This window comes from Reichenbachiella sp., assembly GCF_039944555.1.
GTDB lineage: Bacteria > Bacteroidota > Bacteroidia > Cytophagales > Cyclobacteriaceae > Reichenbachiella.
This window is the reverse complement of sequence record NZ_JBDUYN010000012.1, coordinates 269,933-288,613: the sequence shown is the minus strand read 5'-3', so window position 1 is coordinate 288,613 and position 18,681 is coordinate 269,933. Positions and strand designations below refer to the sequence as shown.

Here is an 18,681-nt window from a genome sequence, read left to right as displayed (position 1 = left end):
CCTTAGACTATTGAGTGATGTTGATTTTTTCTTCTGTAATTACCTCAATCAAGCTGAGGATATATTCAAGCGATTGATTGTCAAAGCTGGCTGTCAGGTGCGCCTCTGACTGCTTGTTTTCAATAGTAAGCGAGTTTTCAAAGTGCTTTTCTAAGTCTGCTATAACCTCTTGAATGGGAGTGTTTTCAAAGGAAAGTATCCCTGTTTTCCACGAAAAGGCATTGCGTATTCCCCCTACTTTCTCGTCCAGTCTTCTGGTATTAAAATCATAACTGACAGCCATTCCCTGTGTTAATAAAATGGACTGCTTGTCTTCGTAAACCTTAACTTTTCCTGACTCTACCGAAACTATGACCTTTTCTTTGGCCTGATCAATATTAAAAGCTGTTCCAACAACTTGTGTTTTTAGACTTCCCGTACTTATAATAAAGGGAGTATTGGCATCATGAGCCACCTCAAAAAAGGCCTCCCCTTCCAACTCAACCAATCGACGACCATCGTCTTGTTTGTAATTGATTTTGGTGTTTTTATTTAACCATACGACAGATCCATCCTGAAGCGTATAGGAGGTGACCTGATTTGCACTAGACTCATAAGTAGTCCCCTGCGACATCACGAACACAAAGCGAATGAGGACACCCATAAGGAGAAAGGAAGCTGCCAGACCCATCCATTTTATATAGTAACTTTTGGGTGATGCCTGTTGATATTGAAGGAACTGATTCCAATCCATGATTGGTTCTATCTCTACTTCGGGTCTCAGGTTGGCCGAGTTAAACCAAATGTGATGGTATTGGGCGTGTAGTTTTGCATTAAACTTATCCTTAGATTTCCAGCTTTCAATTGCCGCTAAGTCTTCACTAGAAGCTTCATTCCTTAGTTCCCTACCTATCAGTTCGTGAATATCCATTGGCATTTCTCATTAATCATCTACAAGACTGATAGCAGACAATAAATACCCAAGAGGAATTGTGATAAATTTGTAACGTTCTGATTTACAGAGACAAAAGTTTGACAAAATTAGCTGGAAAGCAAGAAAGCGAAATGTAGTCACTCAAATCTTCTCGTAATTTCTTTAGGGCTATTCCAATCTGATTGTCTACCGTCTTTTTACTCACCTGGAGATATTCTGCAATCTCTTTTCCAGACATTCCCTGAAACCTGCTCAGTGAAAAAATAAGTCGACATTGCTTTGGTAGACGCTCCAGCGCCAACTCCAATTTTATTTGCAATTCAGTGAGCCTCACCTGATTTTCAGTGTCGAGCGAATTTTGATCGTTTTGAGTAAAAGATTTGGACAACCTCATTTTTTTACTGGAAAGATGATCATAGCATGCATTTATGACCGATCTGGTCAGATATGACTTTAATTCTTTATCGATTTTTAGTTTGTCCTTTTTATTCCAGATTTTGATAAAGACGTCCTGAACACAGTCCTCAGCCTGAGAAATATCTCCTAAAACCTTGTAGGCCATATTGGTTAAAAACAAGTAGTATTCCTTGAAGGCTTTTTCAAGATGATTATGTTTCTGTTTTTCTTCCAAATGCTAGTTAATTATTTGACTGACGATTTCAATATTCTTATTGAGGATTATATGAACTAATGACTAAAAGCTCATATCCGTTGTGTCATCGAAATTGATGCCATCAAGAATTTTGCTCAGATGGTTTCTTCTTAGTGTTTTAAAGGCTCATTTAAGAGAATAGCAGATCACCAGTCAAATGAATTCATACATTTTTGGGCCAAAGTATTTCCCAATCAATACTGTAACGTGCCGTTTCCTTGTCATCGATTGGCTTCATATCTACAGTATAAGGACCTCCAGGTTGGTCTGGCACAATATAGGCTGTACCTAGCAAATCGTTAGGAGACAGCACATCGTGATCCCAAACTTCAATGGCTACTTGTTCGTTGGGCGTGAGGTCAGGGATTTCCACACTAAGGTCATGTTTGGTATTCACCCCAACATCTTCATGCTTTTTATCCTTAGGCCAAATTCTTTTCCCATTGAATTTTAGAAATATATCGTCAAATTTTTCTTCGTCATTTTGAAAACAATGCAGCGTTTTTAGATTGACGGTTAGTTTTTCGCTCATGCTAGAAGTAATTTAGTAGGTGATTGAATACTTTCTTGGTTGCTATACTAAAATAACAAATTCCAGACGGAAACAAATTGTCATTGAGACTATTATATATTCATCAGTATTTCAAAATTCCTTCCGAGGGAGGTAGTCTGAGGTCCTATTATCTGGCCAAAGAATTAGTTAAAATTGGTCATGAGGTGATAATGATCACAGCGCATAATCATACCCATCGCATCAGCAAAACCCTCGATGGCATTGAAGTAATATATCTTCCTGTTAGCTATTCTAATTATATGAGCCTCCCACGTCGAGGGTTGGCTTTTTTGAAGTTCATGATATTAGCGATGTTCGAGTCCATGCGCTATCGAAATATTGATTGCTGCTATGTCATGACGACACCGCTGTCTACGGGTGTAGTCGCCTTATTCAACAAGTACTTTTTGCGGAGGCCATATATTTTTGAGGTGGGAGATCTTTGGCCTAAGGTGCCAATTGACATGGGTCTAATAAGTTCAAGCTGGAAACAGAAATTGCTAGAATGGGCAGAGCGGGCTTTCTATAAAAAAGCTGGTGGATTAGTTGGGCTTTCCGAACCTATCACCCAACATCTAACCAAAGTGGCTCCAAATGTACCGGCCGAAACGATCTTTAATATTTCAGATTGTGAGCAATTCAAACCATCAAAAAAGAACGATTTGTGGGTTGAAAAATTCAAGGTCATAGATAAATTTGTAGTAAGCTATACTGGCACATTCGGCAGGGCTAACGATTTGGGTCGTGTGATTGCATGGGCCAACAGCGCAAAAGATCTGCCAATCCACTTCCTATTAGTAGGTGATGGCGTTGAAAAGAAAAAAGTTAACACTCAAATTGAAAATTGCGGATTGACAAACATCACTACCTATGGTTCAATGAGCAAAACCGAAATTAAACAAATCATCAATATATCAGATGCCATGCTAGTGTCCTTTGCTAATGTTGAATCATTGCATACTGGAAGCCCAAACAAGTTTTTCGATGCGTTGGCAGCTGGAAAATTGGTAATCACAAATTTCGGAGGATGGGCAGGAGATTTAATTAAAACAGAAAATTGCGGATTTGTAGCCGAAACTCCGCTTCATTTTAGGGAAAGAATAGCAGGGTTTCTCAATGACGAAACCTTGCTTAAAACCTATCAGGAAAATGCCAGAAAATTAGCAGAATATCGATTTGAGTTAATTGCTCAATCCAAAAAACAAGAAGATTTTATTTTAAAAACCCTCAGTTAGACTCGTTTCTCGGCTTGTAATTGGACCGTTGAAAAATTTTATGCGCATCCGTTTCGGCCATCAAATCTGTAAATGAAACTTCCGGGTTTTCATCCATGTATTTTCTCACTATTTGCCAGCCTATCCAGGCGCCAACTCTACCCGGACAGTTCTCGCTGATCTCGGCTACGTTAGGACGTTCACCGATAAATTTATTTTTAAGAAAATGACTGGTTTCATACAGCATCTCATTTTCAATAATATTGGCCCAAATGATTTCCTGATTCTCTATCACTGCCTTCACTTCTTCGGATGTGTATCCAATGATCAAAGAGTCAGCTTTACAGGGTAGTGCCTGCTCTACAAAATAATAGGACTTACCCAGGTTTATCATATCAGCCAACAAAGTACCATGAGACTGATCCGGTAGATTGAAATCATTGGAAACAAAGCTTAACACAATCGGAGCAAGGCTTTCCTTCATATATCTTTTTACTATATACCTGGGAATATCATTGGGATAGTATCTCCCATTTTCACCGGCAAAATAATCGAGTCCCAAGACTATGAGTGAGTCCGAAATGTACATGTCATTGTAAAATCCTGTAATTATGGTTTGAAATTTCGGTGGATCCACCTCAGGGTAATGGAGAAGAATAAATTGATAAGCTGAAGTCAATTCATTGATGTTCTGATCAAGGTTATTAAAATAGGCCTTTGTATCCCATACCAACGTGTCTATTGAAGGTTGTTGCAGAAGACGAAACAATCGCTTGGCAAGGATGGTATCATTCGGGTATTGATTAGCATCAAGAAAATAGTCGGCCATCGTGCGATGCTTAGCAAACAACTCCAACACCTGCTCTACAGTTTCGAGATTGGCAAGTTTATCTTCGAGCCTTTCTACTTTAAGGTTCACAGATATTTCGTCGTATCTCTTCTGTTCGCTGCAATTATTAGGTTCGCACGACGATAGTCCCAGAATTCCGATTAAGACCACACATTTTATAATAATTAATTGATAAATTGTTAGTTGCTTCAACAGTATGGACTTTAGATTTGTAACGGCTAGTACCTCCACTCGGAGGTCGTATTTAATGAATGACAAAACTATTTATTTATTTTAATTTCTCATGAAGAAAATTGTCCTTGCCTCCTTTCTTATTTTGGTTTCATTTTTTATCCACGCTCAGCCTCAGCTAGGTTTGGTGGTAGGGCCGAGTATATCGATGAACCGTGTAAAGTACAAAGCAGACCCAGCTGTGGATTTAACAAATGATGGATCAAAACTCAAGTTCAAATTTGGCCTGGAAGCAGATTTTATGTTGTCTGAGACTTACGCTTTTAGTACCGGACTAATCTTTGCCCCTAAAAGAGCCGGTTATACCATTCAGCCTACGGATGGGTCTGCCGAATCTACTGAGGACTACAAGGTGCATTATCTTCAAATACCTCTCACCCTGAAATTATTCACAACAGAAATTCAGCCGGATATAAAGGCCTTTTTTCAATTGGGCTTCAAAGGGGAAGTCAAATTATTCGATGAGCCCTTTGAGGAAGACTACGGGCTTATCGAAGAATTTCATGTATTAGACTGTTCTTTTACCGGTGGAGTAGGTGTAGAATACGGTGCCGGGGTAAACACTGTTTTTTATGGGGGGATTTTTTACGACCGAGGATTGGTGGATATCGTGAAATCCTCATCGGCTGATAATACCCTGACCACCAAAATGGACATGCTGGATTTAAAAATCGGACTTAAATTTTAAGCAAAAAAAAGATCGAACTTAAAGTTCGATCTCTTCTCCTAATCCGTTAAGGAAATTATATTGTGTAACTGGTATTGAGGAGTCCTCTACCAAATTGATCCATCTTCGATACTTGAAATACCATTTCCATTGTTTGGAAATAAAGCCTTTAGTGAAAAAAGCAAACAGGTACGGATGTACAGCAATAGTCAGCTTCTTCTCATTTTGCTTCAACAACAAGTGATCAATATCCTTTTCAACCTGATCTGCCACCAGTATTGAAGCGGTGATTTTACCCGTACCATTACAGGCCGGACAAACTTCCCTTGTTTTTATATCTACTTCAGGTCTGACTCGCTGCCTAGTGATTTGCATCAACCCAAACTTCGATAAAGGCAAAACGGTAAACTTCGAACGGTCATTCTTCATCTCGTCCTTCATTCTCTGAAAAAGCAGCTTCTTGTTCTCTGCTTTTCTCATGTCTATGAAGTCGATCACGATGATGCCTCCCATATCACGAAGTCTCAACTGTCGGGCTATTTCCTTCGCAGCATCAAGGTTTACCTTAAGCGCTGTGTTTTCCTGATTATCTTCAGCATTCGATTTGTTGCCACTATTCACATCAATGACATGTAGTGCCTCTGTGTGTTCGATGATCAAATAGCCTCCGCCATCTATACTTACAGATTGTCCAAACAGACCTTTTAGCTGTTTTTCAATACCGTAAGACTCAAACATTTTGACCCTACCGGTATATAGCTTTACAATTTTTTCCTTGTCGGGAGCGATGTCATGAATAAAGCTTTTTACATCCTTGTATAATGCTTTGTCATCTACAACAATACTGTCGAACGACTCATTCAATACATCTCGAAGAATAGAATTGGCGCGATTCATTTCGCCAATGACTTTTTCGTTTGGTTTAGCTTTCTTCAGTTTTTGCATGCCTGAAGACCACTTTTCCACCAATCCACTTAAGTCTCTGTCCAGCTCAGCTACGTCCTTACCAGAGGCAACCGTTCTGATTATTACGCCGAAATTCTCCGGCTTGATAGAGGTGATTAGTCGAAGCAACCGCTTCCTTTCATTACTGTCTCCAATTTTTTTGGAAACACTGACAGCATCGGAAAATGGTACGAGTACCAAGTATCTTCCGGCTATCGACAACTCACTGGATAATCTGGGCCCTTTTGTTGATATAGGTTCTTTTACTACCTGTACAAGAACACGTTGGTTTTTTGTTAAAACCTGGTTCATTTTCCCCAACTTATTGATATCGGGCAATCTCTTAAATCCATTCAGATTCTTTCCGGAAATCTTACCGGAAATCACCTGTTTGGTGCATTTCATCAATGATTGCAATTGGGGGCCGAGATCTAAATAATGTAGGAAGGCATCTTTTTCATATCCAATGTCTACAAAAGCGGCATTAAGCCCGGGAACAACCTTTTTCACTGATCCCAAGTATATGTCGCCTACATTAAATTGATGTCCATCATTGTCTTGATGAAACTCGGCTAATTTTTTATCTTTTAATAGGGCTATTCGACATCCGTTCTGAGTTGAATTTATGATTAATTCGTTACTCAAAATTGATACGTTTTATAGGTTCAAATATTAATTCAAACAACCCAAGAAAGCACAATTATTTTTTCTTGTGTCTGTTCTTTCTTAGCCTCTTTTTTCTTTTGTGGGTAGATATCTTATGTCTTTTTCTTTTCTTACCGCAAGGCATAATCTAAATTCTTTAAATGTTCTAAATTCCTTTAATTTTTTGTGCGTCAAGATCAAATTTTATTTGATCATCTCTGCCTATTTATATTTTCTAATCACCTTCTTTCAGTCGCCCTCATTAAGATGATCTTTCAATCGTTCCAATTCGCAATTCGGCTTTTGATAAAATATCAAATCTCGTTAATAGAGAATACCTCTTCAAATAGTCCGCAAAGATAGTACTTTTTTTAATCTTAAAAAGAATTAGTCCTATTTCGATAGAACCGCAAAGATCAAATCCCTATATATAAAGGTCTATGGCGTGTGAGCATCTGGATTTGGAAAGCAAAGACTATCCAATCTTCTTGCTACTTTTTATTTTTTCAATGAAAACCTTAGAGGGTTTAAAACTTGGAATATAGTGCTCATCAATAATGATAGCAGTATTTTTTGAAATGTTTCTAGCAATCTTTTTTGCTCTTTTCTTATTGATAAAACTTCCGAAGCCACGAACGTAGATGTTTTCGCCGTCAGCCATTGAATTTTTTACTACAGAAAAAAAAGCTTCTACTGATGCCTGAACGTCCAATCGGTCAATTCCTGTCTTTTCTGCTATCTCGTTGATCACATCTGCTTTTGTCACCTCTAATTTTTTAGATATAAATAATAGGATAAATAAATTACAAACTAATTTAGTTGCCTGAAATTCAACGATTTCAGAGGGCAAATAAACACAAAAAATCAATTATTGAGAAATATTAACACGGCTTTCAAAGCAGGTTTAGATGATACCAAGCTAGAATGGTTTTCAACACAACTTTTGGAATGGTATCAAATCAATAAACGGCACCTTCCATGGAGAGAAACCCGGGACCCCTTCAAGGTATGGTTATCGGAAGTCATTTTACAACAGACTCGAGTAAATCAAGGCTTGCCCTATTACCTAAAGTTTACTGAATCATTTAATACAGTCAATGACTTTGCGTCAGCCGATCTGGATGAGATCCTTAAGCTTTGGCAAGGGTTAGGCTATTATTCAAGAGCGAGAAACATGCATCAATGCGCTAAAACCATTGTAGAGCAGTATGCAGGAGAGTTCCCAAATAATTATGTGGAGCTGCAAAAACTCAAGGGAGTGGGTAAATACACTGCGGCGGCTTTAGCGTCGATTTGCTATAATGAGGCTGTACCTACTATTGATGGCAATGTATTCCGAGTGCTTTCCAGATTATTTGGCATATCGGATGATATTGCAAAAGCTAGCAGCTTTCAAATTTTTTTCGCAAAAGCATCTGAGCTAATTCCGGCTAAGAATCCTGGTGATTTTAATCAAGCTATGATGGAATTCGGGGCTACAGAATGTACACCTAAATCTCCAAATTGTGAAGGTTGCATGTTTTCTACTCATTGCTTTGCAAAGCAAAAAGACATGATTGGCATATTGCCCATTAAGTCGAAAAATATAAAAATAAAGCACCGATATTTCAACTATCAGATTTTCACTTTCAACCATCAGGTCCTAGTACAACAGAGAGAAGATGGAGACATATGGGCCGGTCTTTTCGAATTCGATTTACAAGAGACTAAAAAGAGCTTAAAAAGCAGTAACTTTGAAAACACAAAATTACAATATTCATCAGAAGAAATAGTTCATCAATTGACACATCAAAAACTACACATTAAATTTCATGTGTATGAAACGGTTGATAAACGAACATATGATAATATAGGTAAGGACAAAGAAATGCGATCTGTATCAATTAATCAGCTAAGCAATCATGCAGTACCTAAACCCATTGAATCGTTTTTGAATAACGTGTTTTGTCAGTAAATTAAACTTACGAATCAACCTTTTAAAAGTAAAAAATGGCAGGAGTAAATAAGGTAATTTTATTAGGGAATTTGGGTAAAGACCCAGAGGTAAGACATCTTGAAAATGGCCGCGCGGTAGCCAATTTTTCAATAGCCACCAGTGAAACTTACAAAAATAAGCAGGGTGAAAAAGTAACTAATACTGAATGGCACAATGTGGTTCTATGGACGCCGCTTGCCGAGATTGCCGAAAAATATTTAAATAAAGGGAATCAAGTCTATATAGAAGGTAAACTAACGTCGCGTTCCTACGAGGACAAAGATGGAGTCACCAAGTATATTACTGAAGTTGTAGGACGTGAAATGACATTATTGGGCGGGCCATCAAGACCCGAAGGAGCTGGAGCGCCAGCTACGAGTACGCAGTCTACCAGTAGCCCAGCGGCAGAAACTGCGCCTATAGAAGAATCGAACGAAATTGATGATCTGCCGTTTTAATCTGAAACTGTAACACACACCAATGGACGACCCACTCCCGGGAAATTTAATATTGACTGCACTTCTTACCAGTGGCCAAGTTTATCTACTGATTTTCAGTATTATTGGCGTTAGTCTCTTATTTCTGGGGTCTGCGCTAGTGTCAGGATCAGAAGTGGCCTATTTTTCTTTAACTCATGATCAACTGCTAGAAGCGGAGCAAACCAAAGGTAACGCAAGAAAGAAAATAGCAGCTTTATTGAAGCATCCGAAGCAACTTCTGGCTACTATATTGATATTAAACAATTTTATCAATATTTCAATAGTCATGCTTTCGACTTATGTCACAGCAGCCATCCTGGGAGATGTTTTGTCCGGAGGAGCGATCATTGTGGCCCTAACGATTGTCATCACTTTTCTCATGGTCTTCCTCGGAGAAATTGTACCTAAAGTTTACGCCAATCAAAACAACATGGCATTTGCCAAAAGGACAGCTACTCTATTATCCATTTCCTTTAAAGTGTTTCAACCTTTGGCCTGGTTACTCATAAAGGTCAGCAATGTTATCGAGCGAAGAATTGAAAGAAGGGGTTATGTAGTTTCAGTAGATGATCTCAACCAAGCGCTGGATCTGGCCGCCGAAGATGAAACTACCGAAGAGGAAAAAGGAATCTTAAAAGGAATCGTAAATTTTGGCACATTGTCAGTGAAACAGGTAATGAAGTCCAGAATGGATATTACTGCCATCGACCTGGAAACAGATTTTCATGAATTGATGAATCAAATAAATAAGACCGGCTACTCCAGAATCCCCGTTTACAAAGAAACTATAGATAAAATTGAAGGTATTTTATATATCAAAGATTTACTTCCGCATGTCAACGAAGAAGATAGCTTTAAATGGCAAGAGCTTCTAAGGCCAGGCTTTTTTGTACCAGAAACAAAAAAAATTGACACGCTCTTCAAAGACTTTCAGGAAAAGAGAATTCACATAGCCATAGTAGTAGATGAATATGGAGGTACATCAGGACTTATAACCATGGAAGACGTGATCGAAGAAATTGTTGGTGAAATCAACGATGAATTCGATGAAGATTCGGATGTGGCATATAGTAAGCTGGACAATAACACCTTCATTTTCGAAGGCAAAACCTCATTAATGGATTTTTGTAAGCTCGCTGGAGTGGATCACAAGACCTTTGATGCAGTAAAAGGAGAAAGCGAATCTTTAGGAGGGCTGTTACTTGAAATACATGCCATGTTGCCAAACGCAGGTGAAAAAATTGCCTTTGACAATTTCCTTTTCACGGCTGTGGCCGTCAATGACAAGAGAATTAAGAAAGTAAGAGTACATATTACAAGATGATGAGGAAGTGGTTTTGCATATTGGCGGTAGTAATAATGAGTTGTGGAGAAAAAAACTTCAACCCAAAACCAAAAGGCTTCAACAGAATAGACCTAACCCCAGCCAAATACCAAATGTTAGCCGACTCATTCCCGTTTCGTCTCGAGTATTCAACTCAAGCAACCATTCTCAAAGACAGCTCATGGATTGCTGAACGTTATTGGTTCGATCTCTACTATGAACAGCTAGGAGCAAACATACAAGTAACCTACAAGCCTGTCAACAACCGTCAGACACTTGAAGAATATCTTAGTGATTCTTATCGATTGACTTCCGAACATCGAGTGAAGGCATATGCCATTGATGAGAGCGTAATTTCATTGAACAATGGTATCAAGGCCACAGTTATGGAGCTTTCAGGTGAGGTGCCTACTCAGTTTCAATTTCATGTCACCGATTCTACCAAACACTTTCTTCGTTGCGCACTCTATTTTAAAACAGCCACACAAAATGACTCACTTCGCCCTGTGATCAACTACGTCAAAATGGATATGCTTCACATGCTCAACACTTTAAGTTGGGATCAATAAGCTTAGGGCATGTCGAGCTTCATGGATACAAAAATTGAGTTTCTGAAAGGTGTAGGTCCGGCCAAGGCCAAACTACTCAACGAAGAGCTCGGCATTCAAACTTATCTCGATCTCATTTATCATTTTCCCTTTCGATACGAGGATCGGTCACATTTTCAGACCATCAGCCAAATTATTCCTGAAATTGACAATGTCCAGATAAAAGGAGTAATTCGCAAAGTAGAAGTAGTAGGTGCAGCGAGAAAACAAAGGCTTACCGCATCATTTCAGGACAAAACAGGACAAATAGAACTGGTTTGGTTTAAAGGTGTCAATTGGATGAAAGGTAAACTGAAGCCTGGCGTTCCCTATATTGTTTATGGCAAACCCTCCTTATTCCAAACCAAGTATTCAATCAGTCATCCTGAAATCGAAGTCCTTACCCCTGCCAATGAAGCCGGTAAAAAAAGTTTGCTCCCCATATATGCCACAACAGAAAAGCTTAAAAAAAGATACTTAGATAGCAAGGCGATTGTTAAAATAATGCAAGAGCTTTTTAAGTCTCAAGGCTTTGCACTTACCGAAACAGTAGACCATGATGTGTTGAGCAAAATGCATTTAGTCGATCTAAAAACAGCACTCAAGCACACTCACTTTCCACCGGATGCGGAGGCAAAAAACCGAGCCCTAGAGCGATTGAAGTTTGATGAACTGTTTTTTATCCAGTTGAAAATATTCAGGGAAAAATCTGACAAGAAAGAAGTGCACAAAGGGATCGTTTTCCAAAAGAGCCATTTGGTTCACGACTTCTACACCAATCATAAACCCTTTGAGCTGACTGACTCTCAGAAGCAGGTGATCAAGGAAATCTATACAGACCTGCAGTCTGGTTATCAGATGAATCGATTGCTGCAGGGAGATGTGGGAAGCGGCAAGACCATTACAGCATTCGTCTGTATGTTGATTGCCATTGGGAGTGGTTTTCAAACGGCCATCATGGCGCCTACTGAAATTCTGGCCATTCAGCATTATCAAGGTCTAGCCGAATATTGCGAAAAGCTTGGACTTAAGATTCGTTTAATTACCGGCTCTACCAAAAAAAGTGCTCGTAAAAAGTACCTGGAAGAATTGGCTTCCGGTGAGATGAATATTCTGGTAGGCACTCATGCATTGATTGAAAACGATGTCCAATTCAATCGACTGGGTCTGGTTGTGATCGACGAGCAACATCGATTTGGAGTTGCGCAACGTGCGAAGCTCTGGCAAAAAAACAAGCACGTATATCCTCATGTACTTGTAATGACTGCAACTCCTATTCCGAGGACGCTGGCCATGACCCTCTATGGTGATTTGGAGATATCAACCATTCGAGAACTACCAAAGGGAAGAAAACCAATTAAAACTTCTCATTTGTATGACTCGTCGAGGTTGAAATTATTTGGTTTTATCAGGCGTGAGATAGACTTAGGTAGGCAAGTGTATATTGTCTACCCGCTGATAGAAGAGTCCAGCACACTTGACTACAAAGATTTGATGGATGGGTATGAAAGTATTTCACGAGCTTTTCCCAATACTCCATTGAGCATCCTGCACGGCAAGATGAAATCTAAGGACAAGGACTTCGAGATGGATCGTTTTGTTAGGGGCGAAACCAAGATCATGGTCGCTACCACAGTAATAGAAGTAGGGGTAAATGTGCCCAATGCTTCAGTAATGGTGATAGAAAATTCTGAGCGATTTGGTTTGTCGCAGTTGCACCAGTTGAGAGGTCGAGTAGGACGCGGGGCTGACCAGTCTTACTGTATCTTGATGACGGGCAGCAAAATCTCCAGGGAAGCACGTGAACGCATCGGCTGCATGGTGGCCACTACGGATGGTTTTGAGATCGCTGAAAAAGATCTGGAATTACGTGGCCCCGGTGACTTGATGGGTACGCAACAAAGTGGATTGCTGGACCTAAAAGTCGCTGATCTGACTACGGATGGAGAGTTGTTGAAAAAGGCCAGGTTATTGGCTGAGCAAATCATTGACGACGATCCGGAATTGACCTCACCATCTCATACTCGGATAGCCAAACATCTGAGTAAGGATCAAATCGCTTCGTTGAAGTGGAGTGCTATTTCTTAGAAAGAAAAAAACCACTCAGTTGAGTGGTTTTTGATTTCTTTACAACAAGGGTTTGTTAACCTGCCTCTGTTGGAGCCTTCAATTTAGCGATGGTAAAGGATTTTTTCTCTTTGTGACCACAGTAGCCACACGTAAAATATTTCACCAGCTCTCCATCCGCCTCTGCCGTGGCAGATTGAACAATTTCTTCTTTATTTACTTTTAGCGTCTGATAGTTGCATTCATTGCACTTCAATGCATGAAGTCTACCATTGTACTTTTCTATCTTAGTAAACCCTGATTCCTCGTCTATCCACACATCATAGTCAACTGAAAAAGCATCTTCTTCGGCCTGCATTCCTTCGTCCAAATAAACATCTTCTTCCTCCTCACTCAAAAGTTTCATGGGCCGTCCTTCGGGAGACATTCTAGGAGCGAATCGCAATAACTTCAGTCTCTTTTCAATGTAAAATGGATAGTAAAATTTGAGTATGTTCTGAACAATTACTCCTGCTATTATGGCAAACATCGTGCTCACAAATAGTCGGACGAAAAACCACATCATCCCTGACTCTGATACCAGAGTATTTGCATATACAGCCAAGGCAATGATAACCAACAAAGCACTATACCAGAGCAAGTTAATCTCATACATGTTGATGTAATCATATTTTGCCTTGTAGTCCTTAGTGATCATTAACTTGAATAGATGACCGAGAAGGATCAACACACCGACAGTCGCAATTATGTATGAAACATAGTTTCCATACAAATTCCAAGTATCCAGTAGGCTTTGATCAATTTTGTTCATAGCGTTAAGCTTAAGTAAAGTGGATTCTAATAATGTTTTGCTCCAAATCTCAACAAATGTTTCTATTCATGAGCTGGTGCAGCTTATTTCCAAATATAGATAAAATGAACTAGTGTATCTGATAAGCCGAATTAAATTTATAAAAAAAAATAGTCACTTCAAATCAAACCTGACGGGTTCTGATATGTTAGAATATTCTAACTTAGACTGTATAAAATGCAAAAAACCATTCCGACAATTTGGAATGGCTTTCTTATTAATATTATCTAACGGTTTTATCCGTTCATTGACACCAAAAATTCCTGGTTGTTTCTTGTGCCTTTCATCTTGCCAAGTAAGAATTCCATGGCCTCGTTTGAGTTCATGTCGTCCATGAATTTTCTCAATATCCAGATTCTTGCCAATTCTTCCTTATCGATCAACAAATCCTCTCTTCTCGTACCAGAAGCTGGAATATCGATAGCAGGGTAAACTCGTTTGTTGGATAGTTTTCTGTCCAACTGAAGTTCCATGTTACCTGTACCTTTGAATTCTTCAAAGATTACCTCATCCATCTTAGAGCCAGTCTCAATCAGTGCAGTTGCCAAGATTGTTAATGAACCTCCATTCTCTACATTTCTAGCTGCCCCAAAGAACCTTTTCGGTTTGTGCAATGCATTTGCATCTACACCACCAGAAAGAATCTTGCCGCTGGAGGGTACTACCGTGTTGTGCGCTCTAGCCAATCGTGTGATAGAATCCAAGAGTATCACGACATCGTGTCCACATTCTACCATTCTTTTTGCTTTTTCAAGCACGATGTTAGCCACTTTCACGTGTCTCTCTGCTTGCTCATCAAAGGTAGAAGCAATTACTTCTGCCTTTACACTTCTGGCCATATCGGTAACTTCCTCAGGCCTTTCATCAATCAACAAGATCATTAAGTATACCTCAGGATGGTTTTCTGCTATGGCATTAGCTACATTCTTAAGCAAGACCGTTTTACCCGTCTTAGGTTGTGCAACGATCATACCCCTTTGTCCTTTTCCAATTGGAGAGAACATATCCATTACTCTCGTTGAGTAATCACTTGGCTTATAGCTTAGGTTTAATTTTTCTTCCGGGAATAGTGGAGTAAGGTATTCGAACGGTACTCGGTCTCTTATTTCTTCAGTGGTCTTTCCGTTTACAGAACTTACTCTCAACAACGCAAAGTACTTCTCTCCGTCTTTTGGAGGACGAATCTGTCCTAAAACTGAATCTCCTGTTTTCAGACCAAATAACTTGATTTGAGACGGTGACACGTAAATATCATCCGGGCTGGCCAGATAGTTGTAGTCTCCTGATCTTAGGAAACCATAGCCATCCTGCATGATCTCCAGTACACCTCCGTTTTCAATAACCCCATCAAACTCCTTTATTTTTTCGTTGTATTCAGCCTTTTTGGATTTTTGATCTGGTCTTCTTTCTTTTTTCTCTCCACGATCATTACGGTCTCCACGATCTTTTCTTTCTTCCTTCTCGCGAGGAGTTCTGTCTCCTGATTCTGATTTTACCTCGTCCTTATTTTGTTCTTTGGTTTCTGCTGCCGGTTTTTCAGATTTTTCCTTAGAATCTCCATTCCTTGGCTTTGATTCTGCTTCTAAATTGAATGATCCTAATAAGTCATCTGCAGATTTTGATTTCTTATTGTCAGACTTTGCTTCTTTTTTGTTTTCAGTTTTTTCGCTTGTCTTCTCCTTCTTTTGCTCCTCCGCCTTTTTTTCAGCTGCAGGCTGTGGATTGATAGCTTGCTCGTCCAGAATTTTGTAGATCAAATCCTTTTTCGCTGCCTTTTTGTAGTTTTTGATGCCCAGACTATCCGCAATTTCCTTTAGCTCAGAAAGCAGTCTGTCATTCAATTCTTCAATTTTATACATGATAATTAATTAGTAGAAATTGTGCTTAATGATATAAGCGTCTTGAAATGAAATATTTTTGAAATATTATAGTAATGAAGATTGGCCTATTTTGATTGCCGGATAGCTATCTAAGCCCAAATGCATATAAGTGCCACAATTATATGACAACTAATATTATAACACAAATTTACTCAAAAATATTTGTAACGCCTCTATTCTGCTGAAATCTGATTATTTCTTACTTGATTCTTTGATCTTATATAGCGTACGTGTCGGATGATCATATAAATTTGCCTTTCAAAAATTAGAACCCTATGTTAATTGTTTCAGACATTAGAGAAAACAAAGCCGAATTCATTGCTGGATTAGAAAAAAGGGGTATTGCAAATGCCTCAGAAATACTTCAAGAAGTGTTGGTTTTGGACGAAAAGAGAAAAAGCACACAGACACGATTGGATGAAATACTTGCTGAATCCAACAAAATCTCGAAGTCAATCGGTTTACTAATGAAAGAAGGTAAGCAAGATGAAGCGAATGAAGCAAAAAACAAAACGTCAGAGCTAAAGGCACAAAGTAAGGAATTGGGTCAGGTGTTAGATGAAACCAAAACATCACTTGATGAAAAGCTTTATCAAATTCCAAACATTCCAAATGATGAAGTGCCTGCCGGAAATAGTGAAGATGACAATGAAGTAATGTTCACAGTAGATCAATTACCAGAAGTGGGTGATGATGCTCTTCCGCACTGGGAACTGATAAAGAAATATGACATTATAGATTTTGATCTCGGTATTAAAATCACAGGCGCAGGTTTCCCGGTTTACAAGGGTAAAGGGGCTAAACTCCAGCGTGCATTGGTCAATTTTTTTCTGGATGAGGCGGAGAAAGCTGGCTACAATGAAGTGCAACCACCAGTGGTGGTCAATGAGGCCTCCGGACGTGGAACTGGACAATTGCCAGATAAGGAAGGCCAGATGTATCATATTTCAGATTCTGACTTATATCTGATACCTACAGCCGAAGTCCCGATTACTAATTTATATCGTGATGTGATACTCGATGAAAAGGATTTGCCAATTAAAAATGTTGGGTTTACTCCTTGCTTTAGAAGAGAGGCCGGCTCTTGGGGAGCGCACGTAAGAGGGCTCAACAGATTACATCAATTTGACAAAGTGGAGATTGTACAGATTCAGCATCCGGACAAGTCTTTTGATACTCTAAAGGACATGGTATCTCATGTTGAAAGTCTTCTAAAGAAGTTAGAGTTACCTTACCGAATTCTGAAACTATGTGCCGGAGACCTCGGATTTACATCAAACATCACCTATGACTTCGAAGTATATTCTGCTGCACAGAATAGATGGTTGGAAGTAAGTTCTGTGAGTAATTTCAAGGCTTATCAGACGAACCGATTGAAGTTGCGATATAGAGATGAAAACAACGGCAAACATTTATTACACTCGCTGAACGGAAGTGCTCTGGCATTGCCAAGAATAATTGCCGCCATTCTAGAAAATGGCCAAACCTCTTCGGGCATCAATTTACCCGCTGTCTTGCATCCTTACACCAGATTCGAAACCATATCGTAGAAAATACGATCAATAGGCATGAATCTAAGAAAAGGAACTGAAGAAGACCTACCACGATTGCTTGAACTCATTAGAGAATTAGCAATTTATGAGAATGGGGAGCACAACGTATCAAACACTGTAGAACGAATGAAAATAGAGGGTTTCGGGCCTTCTGCTGTGTTTGGTTTTTTTGTAGTCGAACTGGATGGTGAGATAGTTGGAGCTGCGGTGTACTACTGGCGATATTCTACCTGGAAAGGAAAACGATTGTATCTGGAAGACTTGATCGTAACAGAAGCCCTTCGTGGAAAAGGCGCAGGAAAAATTCTATTCGATGAAATGATCCGATTTGGTAAAGAGAAGGGAGCCAGCGGTATGATGTGGCAGGTGCTCGACTGGAACGAGCCTGCTATCAACTTTTACAAAAAATACGAGACATCATTTGACGAAGAATGGCTCAATTGCCATATTGATTTTGAGTAGGTCTTAATAATAAAGGCCGTTTTTTTTTATTTGATTGATAGCCTTTATCTCGTGCTTCTTTAGTGAATCTAATTCGGACTGGGACAATTTACTGGTGGTTCCTACGTACATGAGATTGGGATGAATTAGAATCTCATCGAAAATTAATCGCGCCCTATCTAAATGATAATCAGATGTTATAACTGTAATGCTATCAAATTTAAGCTTTGATATGATTTCCTTTGTTTTGACAGCGTCTTGTACCGTATTCTGAGATAGCGCAAATTCCAAAATATCACTTCTTAGTACTCCCTTTGGAGACAAATATCTTTTGGCATATTCAGCATGAGGTTCTTTGGCTAGGTTAAAATGTTCACCCCAACCTCCCGTGCACAAAATGCTACACCTTTGTTCATGATACATTTTAGCACAACAATCCAGCCTCTCCATGGCAGTAGTGCTCAACTCGCCGATCGAAGAGTTTGGCGAACCCAATACAACGAGAAGCTTTTCATGATACATGGTTTAGAAAGTAAAAACTATTTCGACTAATCTATATGTTCTAACATGGTTCGAAAAGCTACAAATTTGTCCTTGAACTTCTCTGTATGTTCCGACTGCAAAGCCTCGGCATGCTTTTCCTGATATTGGTTGATATGATTGATACTATCAGCAAAATATTGAATGGCATAGGTGATCGCGCCTTCTTGCTCATGTGATAGCAACTTGAAAATTTTTCTTTCGACAAAAAAACCCGTGTCCATTACTCTAGGAATGTGGTCCGTTTTCATCCAAAGAAGCCAATCTGCTTCTATACTTTCATCGACGCTTACCGTAACATTATATAATATCATG

General features: G+C 39.3%; 19 protein-coding genes. 9 read left to right on the top strand and 10 right to left on the bottom strand.

What is annotated here, in order from left to right:
- Positions 1-7: 7 nt before the first annotated feature.
- The 3 genes from ABJD64_RS18820 to ABJD64_RS18810 all read right to left on the bottom strand — a co-directional run bounded on the left by ABJD64_RS18820 (position 8) and on the right by ABJD64_RS18810 (position 2,097).
- Positions 8-910, bottom strand: coding sequence for a FecR domain-containing protein (locus tag ABJD64_RS18820; RefSeq protein ID WP_348180707.1), 903 nt, complete (start codon positions 908-910; stop codon positions 8-10).
- 85 nt (positions 911-995) lie between these two features.
- A complete protein-coding gene (locus ABJD64_RS18815) occupies positions 996-1,544 on the bottom strand; it encodes an RNA polymerase sigma-70 factor (RefSeq protein WP_348180708.1) in 549 nt (182 codons plus the stop codon).
- A gap of 184 nt (positions 1,545-1,728) precedes the next feature.
- Positions 1,729-2,097: a hypothetical protein gene (locus ABJD64_RS18810; protein WP_348180709.1), complete on the bottom strand. Its 369-nt coding sequence runs from the start codon at positions 2,095-2,097 to the stop codon at positions 1,729-1,731.
- A gap of 83 nt (positions 2,098-2,180) precedes the next feature.
- Between ABJD64_RS18810 and ABJD64_RS18805 the strand changes: the two genes are divergently transcribed.
- On the top strand, positions 2,181-3,353 hold the full coding sequence (locus ABJD64_RS18805) for a glycosyltransferase family 4 protein (protein WP_348180710.1): 1,173 nt from the start codon (positions 2,181-2,183) through the stop codon (positions 3,351-3,353).
- Here ABJD64_RS18805 and ABJD64_RS18800 read toward each other — a convergent pair.
- Positions 3,346-4,440 (bottom strand): gliding motility lipoprotein GldB, encoded by a 1,095-nt coding sequence (locus ABJD64_RS18800; protein ID WP_348180711.1) that lies wholly within the window; start codon positions 4,438-4,440, stop codon positions 3,346-3,348. The genes ABJD64_RS18805 and ABJD64_RS18800 overlap by 8 nt on opposite strands.
- A gap of 25 nt (positions 4,441-4,465) precedes the next feature.
- Here ABJD64_RS18800 and ABJD64_RS18795 point away from each other — a divergent pair, with 25 nt between their 5' ends.
- On the top strand, positions 4,466-5,101 hold the full coding sequence (locus tag ABJD64_RS18795; RefSeq protein ID WP_348180712.1) for a porin family protein: 636 nt from the start codon (positions 4,466-4,468) through the stop codon (positions 5,099-5,101).
- 18 nt (positions 5,102-5,119) lie between these two features.
- Here ABJD64_RS18795 and ABJD64_RS18790 read toward each other — a convergent pair whose 3' ends face one another.
- Together ABJD64_RS18790 and ABJD64_RS18785 are read right to left on the bottom strand one after the other, a co-directional pair.
- On the bottom strand, positions 5,120-6,670 hold the full coding sequence (locus ABJD64_RS18790; RefSeq protein ID WP_348180713.1) for an Rne/Rng family ribonuclease: 1,551 nt from the start codon (positions 6,668-6,670) through the stop codon (positions 5,120-5,122).
- A 475-nt stretch (positions 6,671-7,145) separates the two neighbouring features.
- Positions 7,146-7,436, bottom strand: coding sequence for an HU family DNA-binding protein (locus ABJD64_RS18785; RefSeq protein ID WP_348180714.1), 291 nt, complete (start codon positions 7,434-7,436; stop codon positions 7,146-7,148).
- Between the two features lie 105 nt (positions 7,437-7,541).
- On the opposite strand from ABJD64_RS18785, the gene mutY reads away from it, so the two are divergent.
- The 5 genes from mutY to recG are packed head-to-tail and all read left to right on the top strand — an operon-like array spanning position 7,542 to position 13,123.
- Positions 7,542-8,624, top strand: coding sequence for an A/G-specific adenine glycosylase (mutY, locus tag ABJD64_RS18780; RefSeq protein WP_348180715.1), 1,083 nt, complete (start codon positions 7,542-7,544; stop codon positions 8,622-8,624).
- Positions 8,625-8,659: 35 nt separating this feature from the next.
- On the top strand, positions 8,660-9,103 hold the full coding sequence (locus ABJD64_RS18775; RefSeq protein ID WP_348180716.1) for a single-stranded DNA-binding protein: 444 nt from the start codon (positions 8,660-8,662) through the stop codon (positions 9,101-9,103).
- Positions 9,104-9,125: 22 nt separating this feature from the next.
- Positions 9,126-10,448 carry a gliding motility-associated protein GldE gene (gene gldE, locus ABJD64_RS18770; protein WP_348180717.1) on the top strand — a complete coding sequence of 441 codons (1,323 nt, stop codon included), beginning with the start codon at positions 9,126-9,128 and terminating at the stop codon, positions 10,446-10,448.
- Positions 10,445-11,017, top strand: coding sequence for a gliding motility lipoprotein GldD (gene gldD / locus ABJD64_RS18765; RefSeq protein WP_348180718.1), 573 nt, complete (start codon positions 10,445-10,447; stop codon positions 11,015-11,017). The genes gldE and gldD overlap by 4 nt, the downstream gene beginning before the upstream one ends.
- A gap of 9 nt (positions 11,018-11,026) precedes the next feature.
- Positions 11,027-13,123 (top strand): ATP-dependent DNA helicase RecG, encoded by a 2,097-nt coding sequence (gene recG, locus ABJD64_RS18760; RefSeq protein ID WP_348180719.1) that lies wholly within the window; start codon positions 11,027-11,029, stop codon positions 13,121-13,123.
- A gap of 55 nt (positions 13,124-13,178) precedes the next feature.
- Here recG and ABJD64_RS18755 read toward each other — a convergent pair whose 3' ends face one another.
- Together ABJD64_RS18755 and rho are read right to left on the bottom strand one after the other, a co-directional pair.
- Positions 13,179-13,913 carry a hypothetical protein gene (locus ABJD64_RS18755; RefSeq protein WP_348180720.1) on the bottom strand — a complete coding sequence of 245 codons (735 nt, stop codon included), beginning with the start codon at positions 13,911-13,913 and terminating at the stop codon, positions 13,179-13,181.
- Positions 13,914-14,188: 275 nt separating this feature from the next.
- A complete protein-coding gene (gene rho, locus ABJD64_RS18750; protein ID WP_348180721.1) occupies positions 14,189-15,811 on the bottom strand; it encodes a transcription termination factor Rho in 1,623 nt (540 codons plus the stop codon).
- Positions 15,812-16,107: 296 nt separating this feature from the next.
- On the opposite strand from rho, the gene serS reads away from it, so the two are divergent.
- Both serS and ABJD64_RS18740 read left to right on the top strand, forming a co-directional pair.
- Positions 16,108-17,382: a serine--tRNA ligase gene (gene serS / locus ABJD64_RS18745; RefSeq protein ID WP_348180722.1), complete on the top strand. Its 1,275-nt coding sequence runs from the start codon at positions 16,108-16,110 to the stop codon at positions 17,380-17,382.
- A gap of 18 nt (positions 17,383-17,400) precedes the next feature.
- Complete coding sequence (locus tag ABJD64_RS18740; protein ID WP_348180723.1) at positions 17,401-17,847, top strand: GNAT family N-acetyltransferase; 447 nt, start codon at positions 17,401-17,403, stop codon at positions 17,845-17,847.
- 3 nt (positions 17,848-17,850) lie between these two features.
- Here ABJD64_RS18740 and ABJD64_RS18735 read toward each other — a convergent pair whose 3' ends face one another.
- Both ABJD64_RS18735 and ABJD64_RS18730 read right to left on the bottom strand, forming a co-directional pair.
- Entirely contained in the window at positions 17,851-18,348 is a 498-nt protein-coding gene (locus ABJD64_RS18735) for a YdcF family protein (protein WP_348180724.1), read from the bottom strand.
- Between the two features lie 26 nt (positions 18,349-18,374).
- Entirely contained in the window at positions 18,375-18,680 is a 306-nt protein-coding gene (locus tag ABJD64_RS18730; RefSeq protein ID WP_348180725.1) for a DUF4286 family protein, read from the bottom strand.
- Position 18,681: the final 1 nt, after the last annotated feature.